At 65.7% G+C, this 26,568-nt stretch carries 25 protein-coding genes; 17 read left to right on the plus strand and 8 right to left on the minus strand.

Going from position 1 to position 26,568, the window contains the following annotated elements; genetic code table 11:
- Positions 1 to 38: 38 nt before the first annotated feature.
- Entirely contained in the window at positions 39 to 521 is a 483-nt protein-coding gene (locus ABD842_RS16410; RefSeq protein ID WP_345116343.1) for a TonB-dependent receptor, read from the minus strand.
- 639 nt (positions 522 to 1,160) lie between these two features.
- Positions 1,161 to 2,108, minus strand: coding sequence for an isoaspartyl peptidase/L-asparaginase family protein (locus ABD842_RS16415; RefSeq protein ID WP_345116346.1), 948 nt, complete (start codon positions 2,106 to 2,108; stop codon positions 1,161 to 1,163).
- Between the two features lie 359 nt (positions 2,109 to 2,467).
- On the opposite strand from ABD842_RS16415, the gene ABD842_RS16420 reads away from it, so the two are divergent.
- From ABD842_RS16420 to ABD842_RS16455, 8 genes are all read left to right on the plus strand, one after another.
- Complete coding sequence (locus ABD842_RS16420; RefSeq protein WP_345116349.1) at positions 2,468 to 3,304, plus strand: hypothetical protein; 837 nt, start codon at positions 2,468 to 2,470, stop codon at positions 3,302 to 3,304.
- Positions 3,305 to 3,398: 94 nt separating this feature from the next.
- A complete protein-coding gene (locus tag ABD842_RS16425) occupies positions 3,399 to 4,352 on the plus strand; it encodes a hypothetical protein (protein ID WP_345116352.1) in 954 nt (317 codons plus the stop codon).
- A 3-nt stretch (positions 4,353 to 4,355) separates the two neighbouring features.
- Positions 4,356 to 5,720 carry a hypothetical protein gene (locus ABD842_RS16430; protein ID WP_345116355.1) on the plus strand — a complete coding sequence of 455 codons (1,365 nt, stop codon included), beginning with the start codon at positions 4,356 to 4,358 and terminating at the stop codon, positions 5,718 to 5,720.
- Positions 5,698 to 7,755 (plus strand): hypothetical protein, encoded by a 2,058-nt coding sequence (locus tag ABD842_RS16435; protein ID WP_345116358.1) that lies wholly within the window; start codon positions 5,698 to 5,700, stop codon positions 7,753 to 7,755. Before ABD842_RS16430 ends, ABD842_RS16435 begins: the two co-directional genes overlap by 23 nt.
- Positions 7,756 to 7,876: 121 nt before the next feature.
- On the plus strand, positions 7,877 to 9,025 hold the full coding sequence (locus ABD842_RS16440; protein WP_345116361.1) for a PLP-dependent aminotransferase family protein: 1,149 nt from the start codon (positions 7,877 to 7,879) through the stop codon (positions 9,023 to 9,025).
- The gene (locus tag ABD842_RS16445; protein ID WP_345116364.1) at positions 9,003 to 11,348 is read left to right on the plus strand and encodes a peptidoglycan-binding domain-containing protein; all 2,346 of its coding nucleotides are present in this window, start codon (positions 9,003 to 9,005) and stop codon (positions 11,346 to 11,348) included. Before ABD842_RS16440 ends, ABD842_RS16445 begins: the two co-directional genes overlap by 23 nt.
- A gap of 68 nt (positions 11,349 to 11,416) precedes the next feature.
- The gene (locus tag ABD842_RS16450) at positions 11,417 to 12,850 is read left to right on the plus strand and encodes a dipeptidase (RefSeq protein ID WP_345116367.1); all 1,434 of its coding nucleotides are present in this window, start codon (positions 11,417 to 11,419) and stop codon (positions 12,848 to 12,850) included.
- A complete protein-coding gene (locus ABD842_RS16455; protein ID WP_345116369.1) occupies positions 12,772 to 13,590 on the plus strand; it encodes an amidohydrolase family protein in 819 nt (272 codons plus the stop codon). The genes ABD842_RS16450 and ABD842_RS16455 overlap by 79 nt, the downstream gene beginning before the upstream one ends.
- Positions 13,591 to 13,816: 226 nt before the next feature.
- Here the strand turns inward: ABD842_RS16455 and ABD842_RS16460 are convergent, their stop codons facing one another.
- Positions 13,817 to 15,187, minus strand: coding sequence for a sigma 54-interacting transcriptional regulator (locus ABD842_RS16460; RefSeq protein WP_345116372.1), 1,371 nt, complete (start codon positions 15,185 to 15,187; stop codon positions 13,817 to 13,819).
- Between the two features lie 275 nt (positions 15,188 to 15,462).
- Positions 15,463 to 15,642, minus strand: coding sequence for a hypothetical protein (locus tag ABD842_RS16465; RefSeq protein WP_345116375.1), 180 nt, complete (start codon positions 15,640 to 15,642; stop codon positions 15,463 to 15,465).
- Between the two features lie 115 nt (positions 15,643 to 15,757).
- On the opposite strand from ABD842_RS16465, the gene tsaE reads away from it, so the two are divergent.
- The 3 genes from tsaE (at position 15,758) to ABD842_RS16480 (ending at position 18,561) form a co-directional block, all read left to right on the plus strand.
- Positions 15,758 to 16,183, plus strand: a complete 426-nt coding sequence (gene tsaE, locus ABD842_RS16470) for a tRNA (adenosine(37)-N6)-threonylcarbamoyltransferase complex ATPase subunit type 1 TsaE (RefSeq protein ID WP_345116377.1) — start codon at positions 15,758 to 15,760, stop codon at positions 16,181 to 16,183.
- Between the two features lie 78 nt (positions 16,184 to 16,261).
- On the plus strand, positions 16,262 to 17,491 hold the full coding sequence (locus ABD842_RS16475) for an alanine dehydrogenase (protein WP_345116380.1): 1,230 nt from the start codon (positions 16,262 to 16,264) through the stop codon (positions 17,489 to 17,491).
- Between the two features lie 107 nt (positions 17,492 to 17,598).
- Positions 17,599 to 18,561 carry a hypothetical protein gene (locus tag ABD842_RS16480; RefSeq protein WP_345116383.1) on the plus strand — a complete coding sequence of 321 codons (963 nt, stop codon included), beginning with the start codon at positions 17,599 to 17,601 and terminating at the stop codon, positions 18,559 to 18,561.
- A 57-nt stretch (positions 18,562 to 18,618) separates the two neighbouring features.
- Here ABD842_RS16480 and ABD842_RS16485 read toward each other — a convergent pair whose 3' ends face one another.
- The 3 genes from ABD842_RS16485 to ABD842_RS16495 form a co-directional block, all read right to left on the minus strand.
- Positions 18,619 to 18,948, minus strand: coding sequence for a hypothetical protein (locus ABD842_RS16485; RefSeq protein WP_345116386.1), 330 nt, complete (start codon positions 18,946 to 18,948; stop codon positions 18,619 to 18,621).
- A gap of 165 nt (positions 18,949 to 19,113) precedes the next feature.
- Positions 19,114 to 19,611: a hypothetical protein gene (locus tag ABD842_RS16490; RefSeq protein WP_345116388.1), complete on the minus strand. Its 498-nt coding sequence runs from the start codon at positions 19,609 to 19,611 to the stop codon at positions 19,114 to 19,116.
- Positions 19,612 to 19,642: 31 nt separating this feature from the next.
- Entirely contained in the window at positions 19,643 to 20,572 is a 930-nt protein-coding gene (locus ABD842_RS16495) for a flavin reductase family protein (protein WP_345116391.1), read from the minus strand.
- A 108-nt stretch (positions 20,573 to 20,680) separates the two neighbouring features.
- On the opposite strand from ABD842_RS16495, the gene ABD842_RS16500 reads away from it, so the two are divergent.
- Together ABD842_RS16500 and ABD842_RS16505 are read left to right on the plus strand one after the other, a co-directional pair.
- Positions 20,681 to 21,196 carry a M28 family peptidase gene (locus tag ABD842_RS16500; RefSeq protein ID WP_345116394.1) on the plus strand — a complete coding sequence of 172 codons (516 nt, stop codon included), beginning with the start codon at positions 20,681 to 20,683 and terminating at the stop codon, positions 21,194 to 21,196.
- Positions 21,172 to 21,600: a zinc-binding metallopeptidase family protein gene (locus ABD842_RS16505; protein ID WP_345116396.1), complete on the plus strand. Its 429-nt coding sequence runs from the start codon at positions 21,172 to 21,174 to the stop codon at positions 21,598 to 21,600. The genes ABD842_RS16500 and ABD842_RS16505 overlap by 25 nt, the downstream gene beginning before the upstream one ends.
- Here the strand turns inward: ABD842_RS16505 and ABD842_RS16510 are convergent.
- The gene (locus tag ABD842_RS16510; RefSeq protein WP_345116399.1) at positions 21,593 to 22,045 is read right to left on the minus strand and encodes a hypothetical protein; all 453 of its coding nucleotides are present in this window, start codon (positions 22,043 to 22,045) and stop codon (positions 21,593 to 21,595) included. The two genes, ABD842_RS16505 and ABD842_RS16510, sit on opposite strands and share 8 nt — an antisense overlap.
- Positions 22,046 to 22,267: 222 nt before the next feature.
- On the opposite strand from ABD842_RS16510, the gene ABD842_RS16515 reads away from it, so the two are divergent.
- The 4 genes from ABD842_RS16515 to ABD842_RS16530 all read left to right on the plus strand — a co-directional run bounded on the left by ABD842_RS16515 (position 22,268) and on the right by ABD842_RS16530 (position 26,332).
- Positions 22,268 to 22,690: an IS1/IS1595 family N-terminal zinc-binding domain-containing protein gene (locus ABD842_RS16515; protein WP_345116402.1), complete on the plus strand. Its 423-nt coding sequence runs from the start codon at positions 22,268 to 22,270 to the stop codon at positions 22,688 to 22,690.
- A 141-nt stretch (positions 22,691 to 22,831) separates the two neighbouring features.
- Entirely contained in the window at positions 22,832 to 24,376 is a 1,545-nt protein-coding gene (locus ABD842_RS16520) for a hypothetical protein (RefSeq protein WP_345116405.1), read from the plus strand.
- 93 nt (positions 24,377 to 24,469) lie between these two features.
- Positions 24,470 to 25,984 carry an MFS transporter gene (locus ABD842_RS16525; protein WP_345116407.1) on the plus strand — a complete coding sequence of 505 codons (1,515 nt, stop codon included), beginning with the start codon at positions 24,470 to 24,472 and terminating at the stop codon, positions 25,982 to 25,984.
- Positions 25,985 to 26,110: 126 nt separating this feature from the next.
- Positions 26,111 to 26,332, plus strand: a complete 222-nt coding sequence (locus ABD842_RS16530) for a hypothetical protein (protein ID WP_345116410.1) — start codon at positions 26,111 to 26,113, stop codon at positions 26,330 to 26,332.
- Positions 26,333 to 26,568: the final 236 nt, after the last annotated feature.

Here is a 26,568-nt window from a genome sequence, read left to right on the forward strand (position 1 = left end):
GGGTAATTGAAAACAGTCATACAGCGGCCGCGGGCCTGCTAGGGCGCAGCCACCGCCTCCATCGGCCGTTGGGGGTAGGGCTTGGGGAGCTTGGCCGCGCGCTTGGTCGTTATCTGGATGGCCCCGTACTGCCCCCGGGAGCCATACAGCGCGGTAGCTGCCGCCCCTTTCAGCACGTTTATCTTCTCGATATCATTCGGATTCAGGCCCGACAGCTTATCGTCGGGGGCAAGCAGGCTGCCGTCAACTATAAACAGGGGCTGGTTGTGCTTACCGTGGAGGGGGCAGTCTAGGCGGCAGCTTAAGCGGATAATCTTGGCTGAATCCCGTGGCTGAGGCACCGGGGCCCGGCGAACCGTAACGCCGGGAATGTTCGGCAGCGGGCTTAGCGCAGTTGAATCCTGGCGTTGAAGCGTCGGCACCTTTTGTATAGTGATGCCGGGAATACGCTGGGCCTGGGCTGTGAAGCCCGCCGTAAGCAGCAGGGCGCCGGTGAAAAGAGGGAGTGGGAAGCGTTGCATAAGAGAGCAGTGAAATAAGCAATAGCGGCTGCCAGGGGAAAGTAGGGGGATGATGCCGGTCAGGGGCCGTTTGCACACGGCGCCCGAATAATAATTTCACCTGCCAAACAAGGCCTCTGGCCACCGGTGCCGGCCTCACGCTGAACCTGAAAGGCGGACAGTCAGGTTTTGAATGTACGCGTAGCGGCGGGCTGCTTCGGCGGCCCGCCGCTGTTGTTTCCGCCGTTGCGTAGGTGCCGGGCGCGCCCGCGCCTGTACGAGTCTTTGTGGATTTTTAAAAAAGCTCGTACAAACCTTGTACGAGTCATCCAGGTATTTTGCAAAAGGTCATACAAGCTTTGTACGACCTTTTGCCGCTTCTCAAAAGAAGCCGTACAACCGCCGCGGCGGGCTGCTTCGGTGGCCCGCCACTTTTTTGTGGCTGGCCGGCCAGCTCCGGTAGCCGGCCAGTTCAGGTCCGGCCCAAACCAGTTACCCAGAAAGACGAACCAGCTCGGGTCGCACCCAAGCCAGTTGGCCTCGGAGGTGAACCAGTTCAGGTTCGACCCGAACCAGCTGGCTTCGGAGGTGAACCAGTTCGGGTCAGACCCGAACTGCCTGCCGGCTCAGCGCCACTAGCTGCCGGCGGCCCGGGGCGACTTACTCGATAATCATGTGGCACACGTTGACGTGGGCGGTTCCATCGGCCTGCACGTAGGCCCAGAACAGGCCTTCGGTGCTGTGCGGCATGGCTATATTTCCTTGGGCATCGAGGGCAATGACGCCGCCCACGCCGCCGGCCGCGGCCACTTTCTGCATCACCAGCGCGGCAGCTTCCGATACGGAAAGTCCCTTGTACTCGACCAGCGCGGCAATATCGTGGGCCACGGCGTGGCGGATGAAAAACTCGCCGTGGCCGGTGCCCGACACCGCGCAGATGGCGTTGGCGTAGGTGCCGGCCCCGATAATGGGGGAGTCGCCGACGCGGCCGAACTTCTTGTTGAGCATGCCCCCGGTGGAGGTGCCCGCCGCCAGGTGGCCGTGCTGGTCCAGGGCCACGGCGCCCACGGTGCCGTACTTGGCGGGGGGCGGGGCGGGCTGTCCGGCCGGGGCTGCCCGCTGGGCCTGCTTGAGCTGCTGAATCTGCGCCCACCTTTCCTCGGTCCGGAACCAGCCCGGGTCCACGATTTCCAGGCCCGCCTGGGCGGCAAAGGCATCGGCCCCAGCGCCCGTCATGAGCACGTGGGCCGACTGCTCCAGCACGGCCCGGGCCGCCAAAATGGGGTTGCGCACGGTGCGGACGCCGGCCACGGCCCCGGCCCGCAGCGTGGCCCCGTCCATGATAGACGCGTCCAGCTCATTGACCTCGTCGTGGGAGAAAACCGCGCCCCGGCCGGCGTTGAACAGCGGCGAGTCTTCCAGAATCCGCAGGCTGGCTTCCACGGCGTCGAGGCTGCGGCCGCCCTGCTGCAAAATAGCGTAGCCGGCCTGGGCGGCCTCGGTGAGCTTGGCGGTGTAAGCCGCTTCCTTAGCCGCGGACATGGGCTCGGGGTACAGGCGGCCGGAGCCCCCGTGGATAAGGATGGTGAAAGGCGAGGGAGTGGGCATGGCCAGCAGAAAAGGGGAGAGATGGGAAGGAGCAGAGCGTAGAGCCGGGTCCGGCGGGCCCTAAAGTAACGACCGGGCGGAGTTCGGGGCCCCGCCTGCCGGGCCGCGGCCGGTACCGGCCAGCAGGGAGCCGGCCCTTGCCGGCCGTGCCGGTGCGCCACGGGGCCACCGGCCGGCCGATGCCCCTACCTGGGCCGGGGCGCGAAACTCTTTTCGCCAAAGAGGCCGGATTCGGGGCCGGCCGAAACGAATTTCGGGCGCACCGGCCCTGGCGGGCTGGAAACGGGCTTCGGCAGGCTGGCCCGGGGTTTGGAAAAAGGCAGGGGCAAGCATCTTTCACCCTAACCCCCTTGTCAGCCATGCACAACATTGATCGGACCCTCCAGGAATTGGAGACGGGCGCCCTCAGCGGCGAGTACGAAAACAACTACGAGTTCGAAGCTCAGGGTGAGTACAGCCAGGAGTTTGAGCAGGAGTACAGCCACGAGTTCAACGGCGAAGCCAGCCAGCAGGAAAACCAGGAGCTGGAAATGGCCTACCAGCTGCTCGAAGTCTCGAACGAGCAGGAGCTCAACCAATTCCTGGGCGACCTGATGAGCAAGGCCGCGGGGGCGGCCCGCAGCGCCGCCGCCAGCTTCGTGGCTTCGCCCACCGGGCAGGCCGTGGGCAAGTACCTGGTCAACGTGGGCCAGAACACCCTGCCCCAGCTCGGCGCCCAGTACGGCGGGCAGGCCGGCGGGTCATTGGGCACCCGGGCCGGCACGGCCCTGGGCGGCCGCCTCGGGCCGCTGGGCGCCCGGGCCGGGGGCTGGCTCGGCAACAAGGCCGGGCAGGCCGCCGGCAGCGCCCTGGGCGGCTGGGCCGGCACCCGGGCCGGCAGCTTCGTGGCCGACAACGCCAAGCGCATCTTCAACCTGGAGCTGGAAGGCCTCAACCCCGAAAGCCAGGAGCTGGAAATTGCCCGGGCCTACGTGCGCTTCGCCAACGACGTGACCCGGCGCACGGCCCGCCTGGCCAAGCAGAACCCGCGGCTGAGCCCGGCCCAGGTCGGCAAGCAGGTGCTGGGCGTGTCGGTGCCCCAGCTGGCCCCCGGCCTGCTCAACGGCGGCCTGGCCGAGTCGGGCGGCCCTGCCGGCGCGGGCCGGCGCGGCACCTGGGTGCGCCGCGGCACCACGCTCGTGCTCTACGACGCCTGATGCCGGGCGCCCGGGCCGGCGCCGGACGAGGGTCTGGCGGCGGCGGCCTGCCTTTTTCCACCAGTCAACCTCTTTACCCTAAATCCCTTTCGCCATGTACCAGAACGAATTTGCGCAGGAGTTTGAGCAGTCCCTCGGCCAGGAGCAGGAGTACGGCAGCTCCCAGGAGATGTACGAGTTCGACCCCGAATACCTGGGGGAGCTCAACGGAGAAACCTACGAGATGAACGGCGAGTCCTACGAGATGCACGGGGAGCTCAACGAAACCCAGGAAATGGAGCTGGCCCACGAGCTGCTCGAAGTTACCAATGAGCAGGAGCTCAACATGTTCCTGGGCAAGCTGATCCGGGGTGCCGGCCGCGCCGTGAGCAACTTCGCCAAGTCCTCCATTGGCCGCACCATTGGCGGCGCTCTTAAGTCGGTGGGCAAAACCGTGCTGCCCCTGGCCGGCAAGGCCCTGGGCTCCTTCGTGGGCGGCCCCATCGGCGGCATGATCGGCGGGCAGCTGGGCTCGGCGGCCAGCAACCTCTTTGAGCTGGAGCTGGAAGGGCTGAGCCCCGAGGACCAGGAGTTTGAAACGGCCCGGGCCTTCGTGCGCTTCGCCAACTCGGCCGCCCGCCGCGGGGCCGCCATTCAGCGGCAGAGCCCCGGCATCAACCCCCAAACGGCGGTGCGCACGGCCCTGGGCCAGGCCGCCAAGCGCCACGCGCCCGGCCTGCTGCGCACGGGGGGGCGCAACCGCGACGCCAGCGGCCGCTTCACGTCCCGCGGGGGGCGCCGTCCGGGAGCCCCGGGCTTCGGCGGCCGTCGCCCCGTGCCGATGAACCCCGGCACCGGGCCCAGCTTCAGCAACTTCAACTTTGGCGGCGGTAGCAGCGGGGCCGCGGGCGGCAGCAACGGCTACGACGCCGGCAACCAGGGCTACGACCCCGGCTCCGACGCCAGCGACGATGGCCAGGGCTACGCCGGTAACGGCAACGGCAACGGTGCCGGCGCCACGCGGGGTACCTGGCAGCGCCAGGGCCGCACGCTCATCGTTCAGCTCTGAGTGATGCGCCGCGCCGCCGATACCCGGTTTCTGGTGAACGAGGCCCTGGGCCTGTTCAGCCGCCTGCAAACGGTCCGCTCGTTCGCGCTGGGCATGCCCATGGTGTTGGCCGCGGCGGTGTCGGCCCCGGCCCAGGCGGCCATTAACGCCCACCTGGCCCGCGTCGCCTTCGACCTGCGCCGCCGCCTGCTCGACTTTGTGGGCTGGGTCCGCAGCCCCGACAGCCAGAGCCTGACAGCCGAGAAGGCCCAGGCCCGCTTCGTGCTGCTCAAGCTGCGCTTCAACAACCTGCTCGACCAGGTCGACATCTTCGCCGACGTCTTCAGCCAGCGCGGGGAGCACGTGACGGGCGTTTTCATCGCCGGCCTCGACGCGCTGGCCGAAGATGCCCTTGCCCTGCCGGGGCACTACTACGAGCCGCCGCCGCTGATCTGCTTCGTGGAGCGCGGGCACGGGGCCGCCATCCGCCGGGCGCGCACCCGCCTGCCCGGCGGCGACGACAACCCGGTGGGGGTCATCCAGATTCCGCGGGAGCGGATGGTGGGCAGCGGCATTGCCTCGTCGCTGATTCACGAGGTAGGGCACCAGGGCTCCGAGCTGCTGAACCTGACGACCACCCTGCGGGCCGAAATCGACCAGCGCGTGGCCCAGGGTGGGCCCCGGCAGGTGGGCTGGCAGCTGTACAGCCGCTGGCTCAACGAAATCCTGTCCGACTTCTGGGCCGTGGGGCACCTGGGAATCTCGGCCACCTACGGGCTGATGAGCGTGGTGAGCCTGCCCAGCTACTTCGTGTTCCGCATCGGCACCGACGGCCCCCACCCGTTTCCCTGGATCCGGGTGCAGATCAGCCTGGCCCTGGGCGAGCGGCTGCACCCGCACCCGCAGTGGGCGGCCCTGGCCGAGCAGTGGCAGCTGCTGTACCCCACCACCGGGCTGGCGGCCGACAAGCAGCAGCTCATCGGCCTGCTGCTCGGGCTGCTGCCCGACTTTGCCCAGCTGGTGTGCAACCATACCTCCCCCGCGCTGCGGGGGCAGCGTCTGGCCGACATCATGCCCGCTGCGGAGCGGCAGCCGGCCCGGCTGCAGGCCCTGTTCGGGCAGTGGCAGGCGCAGCCGGCCCTGCGCGAGCAGGTCGCTCCCTCCCTGGCCTTTGCCGTGGTGGGCCAGGCCAAGGCCGACGGCCGGATTACGGCCCCGCAGGAGTACCAGCTGCTGACCAGCCTGCTCACCCGCTGGGCCCTGAACCGGGCCCGCACTTACGGCCTGCCGGCCCCCATGCCCGCCCTGGCCCGGCCGCTGCTCTCCACCAACGGCACTCATTTTCACTCTCTAATTCCCTCTACCCATGAACCGCGAACTAATAATTGACGCCAGCCAGGTGTCGTTGGGCGACAACTCGCTGCTGACCCTGGAGCTGAGCACCGAGGACAACGAGAAGTTTGTCAGCGACGTGCTGGGCAACTACTTCTCCATCCACTTTGTCTTCGACAGCCTGCAGCCCAACGGTCCGACGGTGGAATACCGGTGGGACTACACGCTCAAGGACGGCAAGCTGGTGCCGCCCCGGAAAGTGGCTTCCGAGTACGCCCTGTTCATCGACATCACCTACCCCGAGGCCAGCATCACGCTGCACCAGAAGAAGGGGCTGACGCTGACCTGGAACGTGAATACGTGGGAAGAGCTGGGCTCCAAGCTGATCAGCGGCTACTTCGTATCCCGCAAGTACAACGACCAGGACCAGCCCCGGGACGGCGACGACGCCGTGCCGGAGCAGTTCCGGGCCCTGGATTTCGGGCCCATGAAGGTGCGCGTGGTGGACGACACCACCGTGCGGCCCACCAAAGTGACCATGCAGGAGGCCCGGCGCGAGGACAGCCCCGACCAGGCCTTGTGGGTGCTCATCCGCAACCGCACCGTCAATTTCTCCCGCTACCGGGCCTTTATCGACAAGGTGATGTGCTCCCAGGAGCAGGACATGGTGGACCTGCGCCAGGATGCCCGGGCCCAGTACCTGCCCTTCTCCCGGGTGGCCTCCTACAGCCTGCTCAAGTATGCCACCGAAGCCTTCCTGATGCAGGAAACCGGCCTGGCCATCGACCGCACCACCTTCGGCCAGGACCGCGACGGGGGGGCGGGCAACCTGAACAAGGCCCCGGTGCGGGGCCTGGCCGCCCGCCGCGGCTCCGACTCCGGCCGCCTGGCCGGGGCCCGCATCGACATCAACTCGCTCCGCAACGACTACCTCGAGCAGCTCGGCAACGACGACGGCAATGCCCAGGTGCTGCCCTACTTCAAGCTGATCCGGGAAAAGCTCTCCGAGGTGCCGCTGAAAACGGCCGACGAGCTGAACGGGGGGGCCTGCTACGGCATTCTTAAGTCGCGGCTGCAGGCCCCGCCGCTGATGGAGCTGATCTGGTCTTACTGGCACGAGGAAGGCGGGCTGGTGCAAACCATGAACGCCATCAGCCTGCGCTTCCAGAACGTGCGCCGCAACGGCGCGGGGCCCGACCCGCTGGCCAACCTCAACCTCGACCCGCTGCGTCCGCTGAGCAACCTGATCTGGGGCTTCATCGAGGATGAGCGGTTCCGGCAGACCATCAACCGCCGCAACCAGGAGTACAAGTACGAGTACGGCTACTCCCTGAAGGGCCGGGCCGTGCAGGACATTCCGGCGGCCGAGCACCGGTCCAACTTCCAGCGCGGCTTTCACAGCCTGCTGCGGGTGGCCATGGAGTTCTACCAGCAGGCCAACTTCACCACCGTCATTCCCGATGGCTTCCCCATCCTCAACCACCTGCGGGAAGTGCACCTGACCCTGGCCGAAGGCGCCCACAACCAGTACGGCGACCTGCCCTGGGCGGCCCGCGTGGAGATGCTGACCCAGCAGTGGCTGCTGGCCCGCCCCGAAATGCGGGAGTTCCTCGGCGGCCGCATCATGGTGCCCTACGCCGAGCCGTGGATGGACCGCGTCGACAACATGAAGCAGCTGCAGGGCTGGAACTCGACCAACATCTCCCACTTCCGCGACCTGGGCGTGTTTGGCGAGCAGCTGCTGCTCAGCATCCGCCACGGCGCCTGGAACGACCCCACGGTGGGGGCGGTGAATGCGGCCAACTGGGCCCACTACTGGCGCGAGGAAATCCAGCGCTACATCCACGCCTACCAGGCCGTGACAGGCATCGACATTGCCTCCGACATCGTGGATGCCCGCGTGACCGTGCCTTCCAACGAGGACCGCTACCTGCAGCCCTCGGACCTGATTGACCGGCAGGTGGCCCAGCAGCAGCAGAAGAACGCGGGCCGGGGGCAGCTTTCCGCCGCTCCGCTGGCCAACGGGCTGGGGCAGATGCGGCCCGCCGCCGTGCCCATGTCGCGCAGTAATGGCAACGGCTACTCGGAATAAGGCCCCGCGGATAACAAAACCCGGCCCGGCGGCGGTGCGAAGCCGTCCGGGCTGGGTTTTGGTGCCCGGCTCCCCGCCGCTGGCGGCCGAACCCAGCTCTGCTGCCTGCCCACCCGACCTGATGCGCTCATCCCCCCGCCCTGCTGCCATGCTCGACTTCACCTCGGCCCTCTATCTGGGCACCCCGCGCTTGTCGGTGCCGGCCGGGCTGGCCCTGACCACGGGCTACCCGGCCGCGCTGCAGGAGCCGGGCTGGCACCGGCGGGTGGCGGCGGCAGTGGCCCGGCGTCAGGGGCTGGAAACCGGGTTGCTGGCGCCCTCCACGCTGCATTTGTTCTGGGACGTGCTCACGCTGGCGCCCGCCGCCGCGGTGATATTCGTAGATGAAGCCATGTACCCGGTCGGCCAGTGGGGAGCTTCCCGGGCCTTGCTGCGGGGCCTGCCGGTGGTGGCCTTTGCCGCCGACAACCTGCCCGACCTGCGCCGTCGCCTGCTCACCTACCGCCAGCAGGGCCGCACGCCCTGGCTGCTCACCGACGGCTGGCGGCTGGCCCAGGGTCCTGCTCCGCTAAGCGCCTACCTGAACCTGCTGCGTCCCGATCCGCGCAGCGTGCTGCTGCTCGACGACACCCAGGCGTTTGGGGTCGTGGGGGCGGCGCCCACGCCCGAACGGCCCCTGGGGCAGGGTGGGGGCGGCACGCTGCCGTACCTGGGCCTGCGGGGGCCGGGTATTCTCAGCATCACTTCCCTGGCGAAGGGACTCGGAGTGCCCGTGGCGGTGCTGGCCGGCAGCCGCGCCTGGCTGGCGCGGTTTGGCCGCCACGCCGCCACGCGGGTGCACAGCAGCCCGGTGTCGAACTGGCACGCCTGGGCCGCCGGACAGGCCCTGACGCGGGATGCCGCCGGGGCCGGCGACCAGGCCCGGCACCAGCTGGGCCGCCGTATCGGGGAGCTGCGCGCGGCGCTGGCGGGCTGGCCGCTCAGCGGGGGCTGGTTTCCGGTGCAGAAGCTGCTGCTGCCCACTGCCGGGGCCGTGCTGTGCCTGCAGCACTACCTGGAGCAGCGCGGTGTCCGGGCCCTGCTGCTGGCCGATGCCCGGCGGCCCACTGTGCCCCAGCTGGCGTTCTGCCTGCGCGCCGACCATTCCGCCGCCGACGTAGCCCGCCTGGCCGGTCACCTGCTGGCCTGGGCCGCCGCCCCGCCGCCCCCGGCCCCGTCTTCTTCGAATTCTCTCAACTCTCTTCGCCATGAATACGACGCTCAATCGTGATGCTGCAGCGGCCGCCGGAGTGCTGGCTACTGTTTATACCCGGGCGGGCCGCGCGCTGCGGGTGCCGCTGCAAGGGGCCGGGCCGGGCCGCCCGCCGGGGTGCGTGCGCCACCCCGAGCAGCAGTTTATGCGCTGGTTCAACCGGCAGGTGGCGGCCAACCCGGGCTTTTCGCAGCAGGTGAAAAGCATCCTGCTCGTCGTCGGCCACCAGGAGTGCACCAGCTGCCAGCAGGCCCTGGTGCGGTTTCTGCGCCGCTTCAAGCTCGGCCACCGTCTGCGCCTGCTGGCCGCCGACGCCGCGGCGGGCTGCGGCTGCGCCCACTGCCAAACGCCCGGCTCCCGACCCCCGCAGGAGGAAGAGCTGAGCGGCGAAGTCGGGCGCCCTGGGCGGGTCGTGGGCCGGGGTATCGGGCTCTTGGGGCGCCGGGCCCGCACCCGAACGCTGGTGCGGCCGGGTGGGCCCGTGATGGGAGGGAGGCGCGCCCTGTTTGCCGCCCCGGCGCCGGCTGCCTGCGCTACGCCGGCCGGACCCCGGCCCACGCTGCGCCTTGGGGCCCGCGGCGAGCTGGTGCGCCACCTGCAGTGCCGCCTGAATTTTCACCGCGTCAACCTCCCCCAGCCCCTGGTGGAAGACGGCGACTGGGGCAGCAAAACCCAGGCCGCCGTGCGCCGCTTCCAGCAGGGCAAGGGCCTGGCCGCAGATGCTGTGGTGGGCCCCCAAACCTGGGCTCAGCTGGATGGCAGCCCCCCGGTAGCGCCCCCGGTAACGCCCCCAGCTCCCGGCACCACTACCAGCGTGAGTCAGGTGCGCTTCCGCAGCGGGGCCGATATCAACGCCTTTTTTCTCGCCAAAACCGGGCAGGACTTCGTCGACTGGTTTCGGGGCCGGGTGGGTGGGCGCGGAGCCTGGGTTAACCGCCACCAGAGCGCCGTGACGATGCCCGCCACGGCCGCGGTGAAGCAGCGGTTTGAACGCTTCTGGGACGGTATTCCGCTGGTCTTCAACTCGCCCCAGATCAACTTTGCGCAGTTTGCCGCCCTGCAAAGCATCATCATCAACGAAACCGGCGGGCAGATGCAGCCCCTGGCCGAGCGGGTCGGCACCGCCGGCCATCCCGGCATTGCGTACGCCTTCGACCAGATTCCGAAGCGGAAGGTTTCCTACAATAAAAAGCCCAACAACACGGCCTACGCGCTGTTCAATGACCCGGACTACATCCGGGCCCACGGGCAGAAGGCGCTGGCCAGCCGCCTGGTGAGCACCCAGGACGGCCGCTGGGCCGGCGCGGCGTATCCGGTCGGGGACTTCCCGACCAGCCCCGACCCGGCCGTTACCGGCTTCGTGCTCGAAGCCGACTTCTACAAGTTCCGCGGGCGCGGCTACATCCAGACCACTTGGCGCAACGCCTACGAGCGGCTGATTCGCACCCTGCAGGGCTACACCGGCTCCGACGCCATTATGCTGGGCTACCGTCGCGCGTGGCAGAACCTGGCCCCGGCCGCCGCGGCCACCAAATCTTCGAACGACGACTGGGATACGCTGTTTATGCAAAGCCCCGAGTTTAGCCTGACGGCCCTCAGGGTGTTTTTCGGCAGCAAGTCCGATAGCATCAACCACGCCGCCGTGGGCGACTGGACCAGCATCCGGCAGGTGGCCCGCGACGTGATGGGCACCCAGGCCTACATGAACCTGTTTGAGGCCCGGGTGCGCCAGCTCTTCGCTACGCTCGGGGCAGCCCCGGCCCCGGTTGGCCCAGCACCCGGGCCCGGAAGTGGTACGGTACCGGTACCCGCGGCCACTACGGGCGAAACGGCCCGGCGCGAGGCCATCATCCACCACGCCCGGCGCATGATGGCCCCGCCCACTATTGAAGCCAAGCTGCGCGACGAAAACGGCTTCCGCAAGGGCTGGCGGCAGCTCAAGGCCATTTTTGAGCTCGCCGCCCCGGCCTATATCCGGCCGGGCTGGGAGGAAGCCAACCTCAAGCGCAGCGTGAGCGTGAGCAACCAGGCGGGCATTCCCCACTGGTGCGGGATTTTTGCGGTGTGGGCCACCAGGGCCGCCGGGCTGAACGTGGGCACCTGGCAGATTGGGACGGGCATCAGCCGCACGCCGGGGTTCCGCCAGATCAGCCCGGCCCAGGTGAAAAAAGGGGATGTGGGCTATGTCAACCAGCCGTTTCAGCACCACTTTCTCGTGCGCGAAGTGCACCCCGACGGCACCATCGACACCATCGACGGCAACTCGGCCGGCACCAGCACGGTGAGTACCAAGAGCCGGGTGCCCCTGCGCAGTATCGACCTGTTTTTCTCCGCTTTCTAGCGAAAGCAGCCCTGTTGCCGCCCCGGCATCCCCGACTTCTTTACCCCGCTTTTGTAGGTCCGAAGCCCATGAATACTCAGTTTGTGCGGGAGCTCCAGCAGCTGGTGGCTTTTCCGAGCATCAGCACCGACCCGCAGTATACCGGGGCCGTGCGGGCCTGCGCGGCGTGGCTGGCCGGCCACCTGCGCGGCATCGGCCTCGACGGCGTGCAGCTGTTTGAAACGCCGGGGCACCCCATCGTCTTCGCCCAGAAGCTGGTGGGTGCCCACTGCCCCACGCTGCTCATCTACGGGCACTACGATGTGCAGCCCGTGGCGCCGGCCGCCGCCTGGACGGTACCGCCCTTCGGAGCCGTTATCCGCGGCCCGCGCCTCTACGGCCGCGGGGCTTCCGACGATAAGGGGCAGCTGTTTACCCACGTCAAGGCCCTGCAGCTGCTGCTGGAAAGTGGCCGGCCGCTGCCGCTGAATGTGAAGCTGGTGCTGGAAGGAGAGGAGGAAATCGGCAGCCCCAACCTGGGCGCTTTCGTCCGCCGGCACCGCCGCCTGCTCCGGGCCGACTGGGCCGTGCTTTCCGACACCAATCTGCTTTCCCTCGACCAGCCGGCCCTGACCTACGGCCTGCGCGGGGCCTTTGCCGCCGAGCTCACCGTGCGGGGGCCGCGCGCCGAGCTGCACTCGGGCGTGTTCGGGGGCGCCGTGCTCAACCCCTTGCAGGCCCTGGCCGGAATGCTGGCGGCCCTGCACGACGAGGCCGGCCGCGTGGCCATTCCCGGCTTCTATGATGCAGTGGTGGCAGCTTCCGCCGCCGAGCGGGCCTACCTGCGCCGCTACGGCCCGGCCGATGCCCGGCTGCTGCGCGACGCCGGGGTCGAGCAGGGGTGGGGCGAGGCTGGCTACAGCCCGTATGAGCGGACCGTGCTGCGGCCCTCGCTCAGCATCACGGGGCTGAGCGGCGGCTACCAGGGGGCGGGGCTGAAGTCGGTGGTGCCGGCCCAGGCCAGCGCCAAGCTCAGCTTCCGGTTGGCGCAGGGACAGGACCCGCACCAGGTAGAGCAGCAGCTGCGGGCCTTCGTGCGCCGGCACACGCCCCCGCCGGTGCAGGCCACGCTCCGCGCCCAGCTCTACGCCCCGCCCTACGCCGTGGCCCCGGCGCACCCGGTGATGCGGGCCGCCGGGCGGGCCTATGCCGAGGGCTTTGGGCGGGCGCCGGTGCTGCAGCGCTCGGGCGGCACCATTCCGGTGGTCAGCCTTTTCGAAGAGCACCTGGGCATTCCCACGGTGCTGATGGGCTTCGGCCTGCCCGACGACGGGAAGCACGGCCCCGATGAGTTCCTGCACCTGACCAATTTCTGGCGCGGCATCCGCACCAGCCTGGCTTTTTTGCGCCAGCTGGGCCAGCTCACTCCTTCTTTTTCTTCGCCATGCTCATCATCGACTGCCACTGCCACGCCGGCCAGGGCGACGGCCTCACCGGCCCCTGGGACACCGACGCGCCGCTGAAGCCCTACCTGGGTTGGGCCCGGGAGGCCGGCATCCAGCGCACCGTGCTCTTCGCCGCCTTTCACTCCGACTACGCCGTGGCCAACCGCGAGGTAGCCCGGCTGGTGCGCCAGCAGCCGGAGCGCTTCTACGGCTTTGCCTTCGTGCACGCCCAGCGCGACCGGGGCCGGGTGCTCGAAATGGTAACCACGGCCGTGCAGCAGTACGGCTTCGTGGGCATCAAGTGCCACCGCTACGACGCGCGCATCAGCCGCGAAATCTGCGACGTGGCCCGGGCCTTCCGCCTGCCGGTGCTCTACGACGTGGTGGGCGAGATTTCGGTGGTCGAGCTGCTGGGCGAGCAGTACCCCGACGTGAACTTCATCATTCCCCACCTGGGCTCCTTTTCCGACGACTGGCGCGCCCAGGCCGGCCTCATCGACCAGCTCGGGCGCTTTCCCAACATCTACACCGACACCAGCGGGGTGCGCCGCTTCGACATTCTGCAGCGGGCCGTGGGCCGGGCCGGGGCCCACAAGTTCCTCTTCGGCTCCGACGGGCCCTGGCTGCACCCGGGCGTGGAGCTGGCCAAAATCGCCGCCCTGCACCTTTCGGAAAAAGACGCCCGCCAGGTGCTGGCCGGCAACCTGCTGCGCCTCATCGGCCAGGTCCGCCCCGAGCCGAGCCGCCCGCCGCACGTAGCCGTGGCCGCCGAAACCGCCGGGGAATGGCGCGACCCGTGGCTGCTGGCCAAGGCTTGATACAGTACCAGCCCTTGCGAGGAGGACCGCCGTTGCGCGGGGCAAGCGGCCGTAATCCATCCGCTGAAACGGGCCGCCCTTGTTTGGCTTAAAAAAGCCCCGATGCACGGCAGCGTCGGGGCTTTTTAGGTTGACGAAGCTTTCGGTAGGGCTCCGCACGGATTGCCGCCGCCTGCGCCGCCGCCTGCGCGGCTTGCCATAACCGCGGCTTCACAACCGGGCAGACTCACGCCTTCAGCAGCACGGGCTCGGGCTCGGCCCGGCGGTGCATCTGCAGGATTCTCTCGCTGCAGCCCAGGCGGTGGGCGGCCATTTTCAGGTTGCCGTTTTCGTGGCGGATGGCTACTTTCTTGGCTATTTCCGTCACCTGGTCCTTGATTTCCTTCAGGCCCAGGCCCTGGTAGAGCAGGTTTTTTACGCCCGTTTCCAGGTCGCTGCTGTCGGGCGCGTCGCCCAGGCGGGCAAAGTCGGGCCAGTCAGAGCGGGGAATATCGCCGATGGTGATGGGGCCTTCGCCAAGGTGCTTACTGGCAATGCGGTTGATGAGCTGCTGCAGCTCGCGCACGTTGCCGGGGTAGTCGCGCAGCAGCAGAAAGTCGTACACCTGCCGGTCGACGGGCTGGCGGATATGGTGCTGGTGGGTGAAGAAGTGCTCGGCCAGCACCACGATGTCTTCTTTCCGCTCGCGCAGCGGCGGCAGCCGGCAGGTCCAGCCCGAAATGCGGTAGTACAGATCCTGGCGAAACGTGCCCTTGTGCACCTCGGCCAGCAGGTCGCGGTTGGTGGCACTCACCAGGCGGAAGCTGGCCCGGCGCCAGGTGTTGCTGCCCACGCGCTTGTAGGTGCCTTCCTGCAGGGCGCGCAGCAGCTCGGCCTGCAGCGGCAGCGGCAGCTCGCCCAGCTCATCCAGGAACAGCGTGCCTTCGTGGGCCAGGGCCAGGGCGCCGTCGCGGGTGCTGATGGCGTTGGTAAAGGCGCCTTTCTCGTGCCCAAACAGCTCGGAGCCCGACAAGCCCGGAATCAGGTTGGTGCAGTCTACCACCACGCAGTCGCGCTTGTCGGGGCGGGGGTCGAGGGTGTGGATTTCCTGGGCCACCAGCTCCTTGCCGGTGCCGCTTTCCCCCATTATCAGCACCTGGCAGTTGGACAGCGCCATGTCGACCACCTGGCGCAGCGTGTGCTGCCAGCACCGGCTCTGGCCCACCAGGCGCTGCTGCAGATACGCCACCTTAGTTTCCAGGCACTGCCAGTACTGCAGGCGGGAGCGAATGATCTGCACGGGCTTTTCGACCTCAAACCAGGAGAAAACCTCCGCCACGCCACTACGCAGCAGGGCCCAGGTGCTGGTAGTAGGCAGCGGGCCCAGGGCTACGGCAATGATTTTGGTATCGGCGTAGAGCGTGTAGGCTTCCAGGGTCTCCTGCAGGTCGGGCAGCGAGGCTTCGTGGTCGAGAAAGATGAGGCCCGCGCCCTCGGGCGTGTCGCCCAGGTGGACGGCCGCCAGCTCGAAGCCCGCCCCCTCCAGGGTCGTGAAGATTTCGAGCAGCCGGGCGTGCTGGCCGGAGAAGGGCTTAAACCAGAGGGTGAACTCAGCCATGGCAAAGGAGAGGTAATGGCCCGAAACCGGACCCGGCCAGCGGGAGCTGACGCCGTTCTTTGCAACAGGGTGAGGAAAGCTGTCAGACCAGGCTTCGCCGCTGCCGGTGGGCAGCCCTTGAAGCCCGACTGGCGGCAGGAGCAGTAGACTTGTGAAGGGGGGAAGGTAAAGAAACTGAAGAGAGTATAGTATAGCATGAATATGTGGTAGCCCTGCCGGAGCTTCCTTCTAAGGCGCCTGATAACCTGAAAAGCGGGTGAAATAACGCTGCGCTTTTAGCGGGCGGAGCTTGCTCGGGGTACACCGCAAAGCGGCCATGAGCCGCCGGCCCGGCGTTTCTCATCCTCGGCCCCGCTGCTCCGGCGGCGCGCGGGGGCCGGCTTGTCACTGCCGAAGCGGTAGGAGAAGGCCAGCGTGACGATGCGCTGGTCGCCGCGCTGGTAGAAGCGCTCCACGGCGGCTACCCGCCGGCCGGCCTTGCCGCTGCCGGATACCAGGCCCGCGCGGCCCGGCGCGGTGCAGCCGGCGCAGAATGCTAAACTTGCGGCTACAAACCCTGTTCTGCTTCCTGTGACCAAACTTTCTATTCCCGATCTGGCCGCTTTGCCCGCCGTGGCCGCGCAGGTGGTGCCGCTGCTGCAGGGCCACCGCATCATCCTGCTGGCCGGGGAGATGGGGGCGGGCAAGACCACGTTCACCAAGGCCCTGTGCCGGGCGCTGGGCGTGGCGGACGACGTGAGCAGCCCCACCTTTGCGCTGGTCAACGAGTACCGCGATGCCCGCAACCAACCCATCTACCACTTCGATTTTTACCGCCTCAACGACCCGCAGGAGGCCGTCGATATTGGGGCGCAGGAGTACTTTGATTCTGGCTATCTTTGTCTGATCGAGTGGCCCAGCCGGGTAGAGGCCCTTTTGCCTCCCGACCGGCTACTCCTCACGCTCACCGTCACCGGCCCCTCTTCGAGGGAATTGGTAATTGGTAATCAGGAATGAAGAATTTCGCGACAGTCGTACAGCGTGTTGCAAATGCCTCATTCCTGATTGCTGATTATTAATTACTAATTAAACACGATGTCCGAAGCAGTACCACCCGGATTTGAGTCGCTGGCTACGAGCCGCGCCTACTTCACGCAGGAATCCATGCTGGCCGTGGAAACGCGCAAGCGGAAGCTGTTTATCGGGCTGCCCCGCGAAACCTCGCTCCAGGAAAACCGCATCTGCCTCACGCCCGAGGCCGTGAAGCACCTGGTGCAGGAAGGCCACGAGATTCTGATGGAAAGCGGCGCCGGGGAGCCCAGCAAGTACTCCGACCACGACTATTCCGAAGCCGGCGCCAGCATTGCCTACTCCCAGAAGGAGGTCTACGAGGCCGACATTATCCTGAAGGTGGCGCCCCCGACCCAGACCGAAATCGAGTTTCTGCGCTCCAACCAGACCCTGATTTCGGCCCTGCAGTTTGGCTCGCTCACCTCCGACTTCATTTCGGCCCTTACCCGCAAAAAAATCAACGCCATCAGCTTCGAGCTGATCAAGGACCCTTCGGGAGCCCGGCCGGTGGTGCGGGCCATGAGCGAAATTGCGGGCTCCACCGTGATGCTGATTGCGGCCGAGTACCTGGCCCGCTCCAACGAGGGCAAGGGCATCATTCTGGGCGGTATTACGGGTGTGCCGCCTTCGCAGGTGGTGATTCTGGGGGCCGGCACGGTGGCCGAGTATGCCGCCCGCGCCGCCTCCGGGCTGGGCGCCGAGGTGAAGGTGTTCGACAACCACCTCTACAAGCTGCGCCGCCTCAAGCACAATCTGGGCACGATGATGCTCTACACCAGCACGCTCGATACGGTGGTGCTCAACCAGCAGATCCGTCGGGCCGACGTGGTGATTGGCGCCCTTAATGCCGAGGACGGCCGCATTCCGTTCATGGTGCCCGAAAGCGTGGTGGCCAGCATGGCGCCCGGCTCGGTCATCATCGACGTGAGCATCGACCAGGGCGGCTGCTTCGAAACCTCGGAGATGACCAGCCACAGCAAGCCCGTATTCCGCAAGTACGACGTGGTGCACTACTGCGTGCCCAACATTGCCAGTCGGGTGCCGCGCACGGCCACCAACGCGCTGAGCAACATCTTCACGCCCATGCTGCAGGAAATCAGCCAGCACGGCGGCATCAACGAGGTGCTGTTCACCAATGAGCATTTCCGCTCCGGGGTGTACGTCTACAAAGGCTCGCTCACCAATGCCGCCATTGCCAAGAAGTTCAACATGCGCTACAAGGAGCTGAGTCTGATGATTGCGGTGCGCAATTAATCTGAGCCACGGATTCGGCCGGATTTTTCGGATTGGGCGGCTTTTGGGCACGATTGGATAAGTTTAGGAGTCTGCACTGCCGTGCGGGCTCCTATCGTTTGGTGGCTATGCGTATTTCCCTCGGTTGCCTGTTTCTGCTTGGTAGTTTGGCTAGCTGCCACTCCGGCCCCGACCCGCGCGCGCTGCGCCTCAGGCTGCTGGCCGACACCCAGCAGCGCGCCAACGACCGGCTGCTGCGGGAAGCGGGCGGGCTGGTGCGGGCCATTGAGGCGGAAGCTGCCAAAAACAGAAATCAGGCGCGTGATCTGGAAGTGCTGGCGCAAGCCCGGGCTATTATGGCCCGGACGCAGGCCGTTTCGGCGCAGGTGCGGGCCATGCGCACCGCCCTGCTGGACCAAGCCAACGTCGAAGCGGAGCCCGGCAAACTGGCCGACCAGGGGGCAGTGCGCGACGTGATAATGGCTGGCACAGGTGCCTCTTCTGCCGATAGTCTGTACAGGCATCTCGGGCGCTTCATTGACTACACCCAGCCATTTGCCGCGGACTTTTCGGATCCGCTGGGCTGGTTGCCGCCCACCGTCAGGGAACCCGGCACTACCCGGTTATTGCCCGCGAGTCGGGTTGCCTACCGGGAATTCCTGTTCGCGGAGGCTACCGTTGCCGAAGCCCTGGCCGCATTAGCCCAGCAGGAAGCCGGGGCCGTGCGGCTGGGGGTGGAGGCCTTGCTGAATCAGCGGCAGAAAGTGGGGGCCATCGTCGACAACTATTACCGGCTACAGGCGCTGGCCGTTCCTGCCTCCAGCGTCGTGCGGGCCGGCAGCCTCTACAGTGCCGACCTGCTGCTGGTGTCGGGTTACAGTAAGCAGCAAGGCCTGTGGATGCAGGTGAATGGGGATACCATCCCGGTTGGCTCCGACGGCCAGGGGAAAGTGCGCTTCCCGGTGGCCAGCCAGCTGCCGCCGGGGCAGGATAGCCTCGCCGCTTTTTGGAATGGGAAAGTGACCGTGCAGATAACGGAGGACTACTATCAGACGCTGCGCGTGCGGGTGCCCTACACGATTGTGCGCTAACCAGCCACTGCGGCCGCCAGCGTCAGCACTTTCCAGGGATTCGGCCAAATCACAATTCTACCGGCTGCAGTCGCACGGTTTTTCTGAAGTGCAGAACAGCGGTATCGTAAAGTGCCGGACCAACTGGCGGCGGCCATTCACGCGCAGCGTGTCGTAGGTGTTCTGGATAGCGCCCTGCGGGGCGGGCCAGCAAACGCCTGGCGCCGCCAGACTGGCTTCGTACAAGGATAAAAAGCCGGAGGCGGCCAGCCGGGCCGAATCGGCGGAGCTGTAGAAGTGCTCGATGGCGCAGAAGCGGTTGTTACGGTCTACTGCCACGTACAGCACCAGCTTGCCGTGCCCGGCCGCAAAAGCCGAGACCCAGGCCGGGCCCAGGCTTCGGCACAAACAGTCCAGCAGGTTGCGACGATGCCATTCGGGCGACACTGCCGGCCGGTTGCAGGGAGCCATTGCGGGCGCTTCATGGCCTGTTTGCGAACAACTGCTCAACAGCAGCAAACAAAGCAGAGCGGATAAGCGCATAGGCCCGGTAATTAGGCTGGAAAACCGACCTTAATCCCGCATTCCGGCCACGAAATGCTGGACCTGGTGCGCTGAAGAGTCATAAACCAGGGTATGAATATAGGGAAAGAAGGTGGCCGTGTACGCCACCTTGTTCTTCTCGCTAATCGTGATTGGGTGGCGAACCAGCTCACTATAATACTTCAAATGCCAGGCATCCATTACGGGGAAAGGGGTGCGGGTAAAGGCCCGGTTCCACTCCGACTGCCTGATAAATTGCTTGTGCTGGAGCAGCTTCTCCCAAGCAGCCTGGTCCAGCCCGTAGGTGAAGTAGCCCCAGCTCATAAAGTCGGCCAGCGGATGGTCAATTCCCTTCCCCACGAACTGCGTGGCTGTAGCCGGTACCCCGGTGTTGAGGAAAAGCCGGTATAACTCAGCCTTGTTTAAAAGTAACGTGCAGGCACTCAGGCCACACCCCACCAGGAAAAAAGACAGGCCGCCCAAAACTCTGGGCGGGAAGCTCAGCTGGCGCAGGGTGAGCTTGGTCAAACGGTGCTGGAGGCGAGCCATTACACCTAAATCAACGGATGTTTCCACTCTCAGCCAGCAGCAGCGTTTTCCACGCTTCCAGCAGCCGGCCTTCCAACAGAAACTGCTGGCCCAGCAGCGTGAGCTGTTTGTGCTGCTCACCTGAATCTTCTCGGTATTTGTTGAGCGTGTAAGCTACCAGCGGCTCGGTGCGGAACGCTTCGATTTCTTCGGCGGTGGGCAGGGCTTCGCGCTCAATGTTGCCCAGGCGGCCCAGGTTGTTGCCCGTCAGCAGGTCGGAGGTGCGGAGGTGCTCGGGGAGCTCATCGATGCCGATGCCCAGGCTGCGGTTGGGCTTGGGCACTTCAAACAGGCTGCTGCCCGCGGCCCGGCAGTACCAGTCGCCGCCGAGGCGGGCAATGGCGTCGAGCCGGAACGGGTCGATGCCCAGGCCGGAGGGCAGTAGGATATCCTCGCGGAAATGGGCCAGCACCACCCGGCAGATGATCAGGTTTCCGGCCCCATTATTCTGGCCCAGCTCAATGACCTGCTCGACCACGCACTCGAAGGCGGCCGGGGCTTCGGCCACCCGCGGCGGCTGCACCCGCTGGCTGGGCAGCTCGGTGAAACCGGCCTTCACGAACTCGTTGACGCCTTTTTCGTATTCCGTGCTGGCCAGCGACATCTGCTCGACCATGGCGTAGTCGCAGATGTGGATGACGACCTCGGGCACTTCGCGCACGTTTTGCAGGGTGTGCTTCTGCGAGTTGTCGCGCACCCGGTTGGCGGGCGAGAACACCAGGATCGGCGGGTTGGAGCCGAAGCAGTTAAAGAAGCTGTAGGGGCTCAGGTTCACCTGCCCGTCGGCGCTGATGGTGCTGGCAAAGGCCACGGGGCGGGGCGCAACGGCGCCCACCAGGAACGGGTGCAGCTCGCTGGGCTTGAGCAGGGCAGGGTCGAGGGTACGGAAGGAGGGCAGCATGCGGCGGTGTTTTGGGGCGGAACGGCCGCAAGTTGCACGGAAAAGCAACCAAAACCAGCCGGCGGCTATCTTCCGGCCAGCTGCCCCAGCCAAACCATCCCCCGGCCCATGCCCTTCCGCTCTTTTGTACTGACCATTCTGCTGTGCGCCGTGCTGGGCCCGGCCCGGGCCGCCGGCGCCGACACCGTTCGTTTGCGTCGCCACCTGCTGGCCCTGACCACCACGCCCGAGCCGCGCAACTACCGCCACCTGACCAGCCTCAACCAGGCCGCCGACTATATTCGCCAGGAGCTGCAGACGGCCGGGGCCCGCCTCACCGAGCAGCCGTACGTCGTGCAGGGCAACACGTACCGCAACGTCATCGGCTCGTTTGGCCCGCAAACCGGCCCGCGCCTGATCACCGGGGTCCACTACGGCGTGTGCGGGGAGCAGCCCGGCGCCGACGACAACGGCACCGGCGTGGCGGCGCTGCTGGAGCTGGCGCGCCTGCTGGGCCAGCCGTCCACGCTGCCCTGCCGCATCGATCTGGTGGCCTACACCCTGGAAGAGCCGCCGTTCTTTCGCACGAAAAGTATGGGAGCTACGTACATGCCAGGTCGTTGCACGACGAAAAAGTGGTCGTAAAAGGCATGGTAGCGCTGGAAATGCTGGGCTACTACGATGACCGAAAAAACAGCCAGGACTACCCGCTGGGGCCGCTGAAGCTGGTGTATGGCAATCGGGGTAACTACGTGACGGTGGCCCAGAAATTCGGCAACGGCCGCTTCGGCCGGCAGTTTGCCCGCCACTACAAGGCCGTTGCCGGCTTGCCCGTGCGCCGCTTCAAGGCCCCCGCCTGGCTGCCCGGCATCGACTTCTCCGACCACCTCAACTACTGGCAGTTCGGCTACTCCGCCGTGCTGCTCACCGACACGGCCTTCTACCGCAACAAAAGCTACCACGAGCCCACCGACACGCTCGACCGGCTGGATCTGCGCCGGCTCGGGCCGGCCATCGATGCCGTGCTGGCGGTGGTGCGGGCTAGGTAGCGGCAGTACCGGTGCGGCCGACCCATACCCAGCCTACGCGGGCCGCATACCTGGTTTCCCCCGAAGCAGCAGTAAGAATAGTCACCTTCCGATTGGGGAGCCAATAGGGAAAGCTATCGTAAACCTCCGTGTCGGCGTGGCGCGTCCAGATGAGCTGATTGACTCCGGATACCTGGCGGTAGATTTCGGGGGGGAGCGAAGAGTGCGGGTCGGCTACGCCAAAGGCCGTCTTGTAGCCCGCTATCCACCCCTGGGTTCCGGCTACCACCTGCGACCGGTTGAAGTGCGGCTCAAAAAGCCAGACGGCCAGATAAAACGGCTGGTGGCGCGCGCTCAGCTGCTGCTGCCACTGCTGGTAAGCTGACAGCAGCCCCGCCAGCAGCTCGCGGCGAATAGGATTGGGAGGGTTTCGGGCAAAAACCAGTCGGTCCAAGGACGCAGCCACAGCTTCAGATAGTCACGGTTGTACGAGTCGAGCTGATTTTCATTCAGCAGGTGGCGTTCGGCCCGCCATTGTTGCGCCTGTCGTAGCAGCCGATGGTAGCCACGGAGTTTTTTCTTAGGGTGCATCTGCCGGTTTCAATGGATCGATAAACAATGTTAGCTAATTAACTATATCTTCACTAAATACGTATAGCTTTCTGCTCAGCCTCCCTGGTTTCCTGTCATGTCCCCGCCCGCCTGCCCCAAGTGTGAATCCAAAGAAGCCACTAAAAGTGGGGTAGTAGGCGGCCGGCAGCGGTTTAAGTGTAAAAACTGCGGCTACCACTTCTCCGTGGCCAAAGTGGGCCGCGAGGTCAACACCTACTACGTTATCAAGGCTCTGCAGCTATACGTGGAAGGGGTGAGCTACCGCGAGATTGAGCGGCTGCTGGGCGTGAGCCACGTGAGCGTGATGAACTGGGTGAAGAAGTACGGCATGAAGGCGCCCCGGCAGACGGACTACCATCCGACCTACAAAATCCTCAATCAAAAGGAGCTGGGCGAGTTTTTTCAGAATCCGGCCAACCTGAAAGGGGCGGGGATGGTGGTCACCGAGCTGGGCGACAAGTACATGCTGATTCGGTGGGAGCGGTTCAAGGCCAGCTGAGCTATAGCCGTTAGCGGAAGTATAGCAAGAAAGATGCTTCCTGCGGTGGGTTTTGCTATTTGGTGGGGCCGAACCGGGAAACCATTTCCCGGGCTTTTCGGCTATCGACCCTGCTGCTCTCACCAAAACCTACCAAACCCAATGCGAACTACTCGTTACGCGCTGACTTTTAGCGCCCTGCTGGCCGCGGCTAGTAGTGCTTCCGCCCAGGTGCAGCCCCCACCGGCCGGTGGGCAGCCCGCGCCCCCGCCGGCGGCCCCCGCCGCGGCCCCGGTGCCGGCGGCCCCCACCGAGTCGACCCCCTACGGCGCGGGTATGAAGTTCAGCCTCTCGCCCGACGGCTCGAAGTACGTGCGCTTCATTACCTGGCACCAGATCTGGGCCCGCTACACCGAGAACAATACCAACACGCTGCGCGCGCCCGGCAAGCCGCAGTCCGACCAGATTGACTTCGCCATTCGCCGCTCGCGCTTCATCGTGCTGTCGCAGCTGAACCCGCGCTTTCTGGTGTACTCACACTTTGGCATCAACAACCAGACCGCCGTTGGCGGCGGAGTGGCCCCCGGGGTAGACGGCAAAAAGCCGCAGCTGTTCGTGCACGAGGCAGTAGTTGAGTACAAGGTGAACAAATACCTGAACCTGGGTGCGGGCATGCACTACCAGAATGGCCTGTCGCGCATGACGCGCTCCAGCACCATCAACTTCCTGACCCTGGACGCCCCGCTCACCAACTGGCCCACTATCGAAGCCATCGACCAGTTTGTGCGGGGTATCGGGGTCTACGGCAAGGGCCGGGTCGGCAAGCTCGACTACGTGCTGAGCGTCAACGAGTCGATGCTGACCAACCAGGCCGGCACGCTCAGCAACCCGCTGGGCCTGGGAGCTACCACGGGCACGGGCGCCGCGGCCCTGAACACGGGCACCAACGTGGCCCAGTACAATCCGCAGGGCACCAATCACGTCTACCAGGGCTATTTCAGCTACGAATTCCTGGACCAGGAGGCCAACCTGCTGCCGTTTAACGTGGGCACCTACCTGGGCACCAAGCGGGTATTCAACATCGGGGCCGGCTTCCTCTACAACCAGGATGGCATGGTTTCGCGCCCGACGAGCAGCGTGCTGGATGCTGCGGCCATCACCACCGCTACTGCGGCGGGCATCAGCGCCTTCAATACCGTGGCCAACGACAAGAGCGACATTGCCCTGTTCTCGGCCGACGTATTTTTCGACACGCCCATCGACAAGGAAACCGGGACGGCTTTCACGGCCTATGGGGTGTATTATAACTACAACATGGGCCCCAACCACGTGCGCTTTATCGGGGCCTCCAACCCCGGCTACGGGGTGAGCTCGGGCGACGTAACCCGCCGGGGCAACGCCGTGCCGCACTCCGGCACCGGCAACGTAGGCTACGTGCAGGCCGGCTTGCTGCTGCCCAAAAGCCTGCTGGGCCCCAAGCTGCGCCTGCAGCCCTACGCTGCGCACCTGCTGGCCAGCTACGAGGGTCTGAAAACGGCCGCCGGCGACACCAAGAACGTGAACATCTTCGACGCGGGAGCCAACTTCTACATCGACGGGCACAACGCCAAGTTCACGCTCAACTACCGCGCCCGGCCCGATTTCACCAACGTGAACAACGTGAACTACCGGCCCGAAATCACGCTCCAGACGCAAGTGGCTTTGTAGGTGAGCGGGTGAAGGCATCGGCCGGGGCAGTCCGCCGCTGTGCCTTTCACCGCCGCACCGGTTTCCTATTTCACCTTCCTATTCCCCCCAGACATGAAGCAGGATTTACCCCAGCGCGACGCCTACGCCGGCGCCGGCACCCTGGGCGGTACGTCGACCGACGATGCCGTAGCCCACGACAACAACGCCGTTTCGACCAGCAAGATCTGGCAGGTGATAACGGCCTCCTCGGTCGGCACCGTCATCGAATGGTACGACTTCTACATCTTCGGCTCCCTGGCCGCCATCATCGGGCCGGTGCTGTTTGGCTCTTCGGGCAAAATCGAGGATACCATTCTGGGCACGCTGGCCGTGTTCGGGGCGGGCTTCGTGGTCCGGCCTTTCGGGGCGCTGTTCTTCGGCCGCATCGGCGACATGATCGGGCGCAAGTACACCTTCCTGCTCACGCTGCTCATCATGGGCGGGGCCACCTTCGTCACGGGCCTGATTCCGAGCTACGACAAGATCGGCATTGCCGCCCCCATCATTGTCACCATTCTGCGCCTGCTGCAGGGGCTGGCCCTGGGCGGCGAGTACGGCGGGGCCACCACCTACGTAGCCGAACACTCGCCCGACAACAAGCGCGGCTACTACACCAGCTTTATCCAGATTACGGCCACGGCCGGCCTGCTGCTGAGCGTACTGGTGATTATTGCCACCCGCAAAACCATGGGCGAAGTAGCGTTCAAGGAGTGGGGCTGGCGCATTCCGTTCCTGCTCTCGGGCCTGCTGGTCATTGCCTCCTACTACATCCGCCGCAAGCTGCACGAGTCGCCGCTGTTTGCCAAGGCCAAGGCCGAGGGCAAAACCAGCTCGAACCCGCTGCGCGAGTCGTTCGTGAACCCCGTGAACCGCCGCCTGGTGCTCATCTCGCTGTTCGGCGCCACCATGGGCCAGGGCGTGGTGTGGTACACCGGGCAGTTCTACGCCTACGCCTTCATGCAGAACACGCTCAAGCTCGACCTGGTCGATGCCAGCCTGGTGCTGTGTAGTGCCCTGATTCTGGCCACCCCGTTCTTCGTGTATTTCGGCTCCCTGTCCGACCGGATCGGCCGCAAGAAAATCATCATGATGGGCCTGCTCTGCGGCGCCTTGTTTACCGTGCCCATCTTCTACGGCCTCAAGCAGTTTGCCGGCCCCATCACCGAAGTGACGGCCGCCACCGTCGACGCCACCGGCAAAGCCATTCCGGCCGTGATGAAGGCCCTGGGGCCCAACCTGCTGGCCATGACGGCCCTCGTGTTCTGTCTGGTGCTGTTCGTGACGATGGCCTACGGCCCGATTGCGGCCTATCTGGTGGAGCTGTTCCCGACCAAGGTGCGCTACACGTCCCTGTCGCTGCCCTACCATATCGGCAACGGCGTGTTCGGCGGCTTCGTGCCCCTGATTGCCACGGCCCTCACGCTGCGGGCCGCCGCCTCCGACACGCCCTTTATCAAGGAGCACAGCACGCTGGCCGGGCTGGTGTATCCGGTGGGCATTGCCCTGATCTGCTGGTTTATCGGGCAGGCCCTGATGAAGGACGTGCGCAACGTGAAGCTGATGGAAGAGGACAACGCCGCGGCCTAACCACTGCCTGCAGTTGCCGGCAAAGTCCGTCGGGCCGGTGGCCCGGCGGACTTTGCCGCGCCCGGCCGGTAGGCCATCGGCCGCCAACCCGCTATATTCCCTGTGCCAACCTTCCCCGCCCCGAGTATGCTGCCGCGCGTCCCCCATGAGCCTGCCGAGCAACGCCGCGGCCAGCAGCTGCTCTTTCTGAGTCTGCTCTTCGCGCTGCTGCTCACGTTTCCGCTGCTGTCCGTCTTCGACCGTGGCGGGCTGGTGCTGGGCATTCCGGCGCTATACCTCTACGTGCTGCTGGTGTGGCTGCTGCTGGTGCTGCTCACGGGCTGGCTGGTTAGGTCAATTAATAATTGACAATGAGCAATTAATAATTTCTGACGTCCCAGCCCTGCTGGTTGCTTCCGGGCAGCAGCGTCTCACTATCTACTGACTTCTGACTTCTGACTTCTTCTGAACTGAATTGATGATTGCTCATTGTTAATTACTAGACTTGTTCCTAAATAGCCTCTTTCTTTTTAGTCAGATGCCAATTCCAGATTCCACAAGCTACGGCCATGATTCGGTCGTTAAAAGAGGCGGATTTGTTGCGG

This window comes from Hymenobacter algoricola, assembly GCF_039539525.1.
Classification (GTDB): domain Bacteria; phylum Bacteroidota; class Bacteroidia; order Cytophagales; family Hymenobacteraceae; genus Hymenobacter; species Hymenobacter algoricola.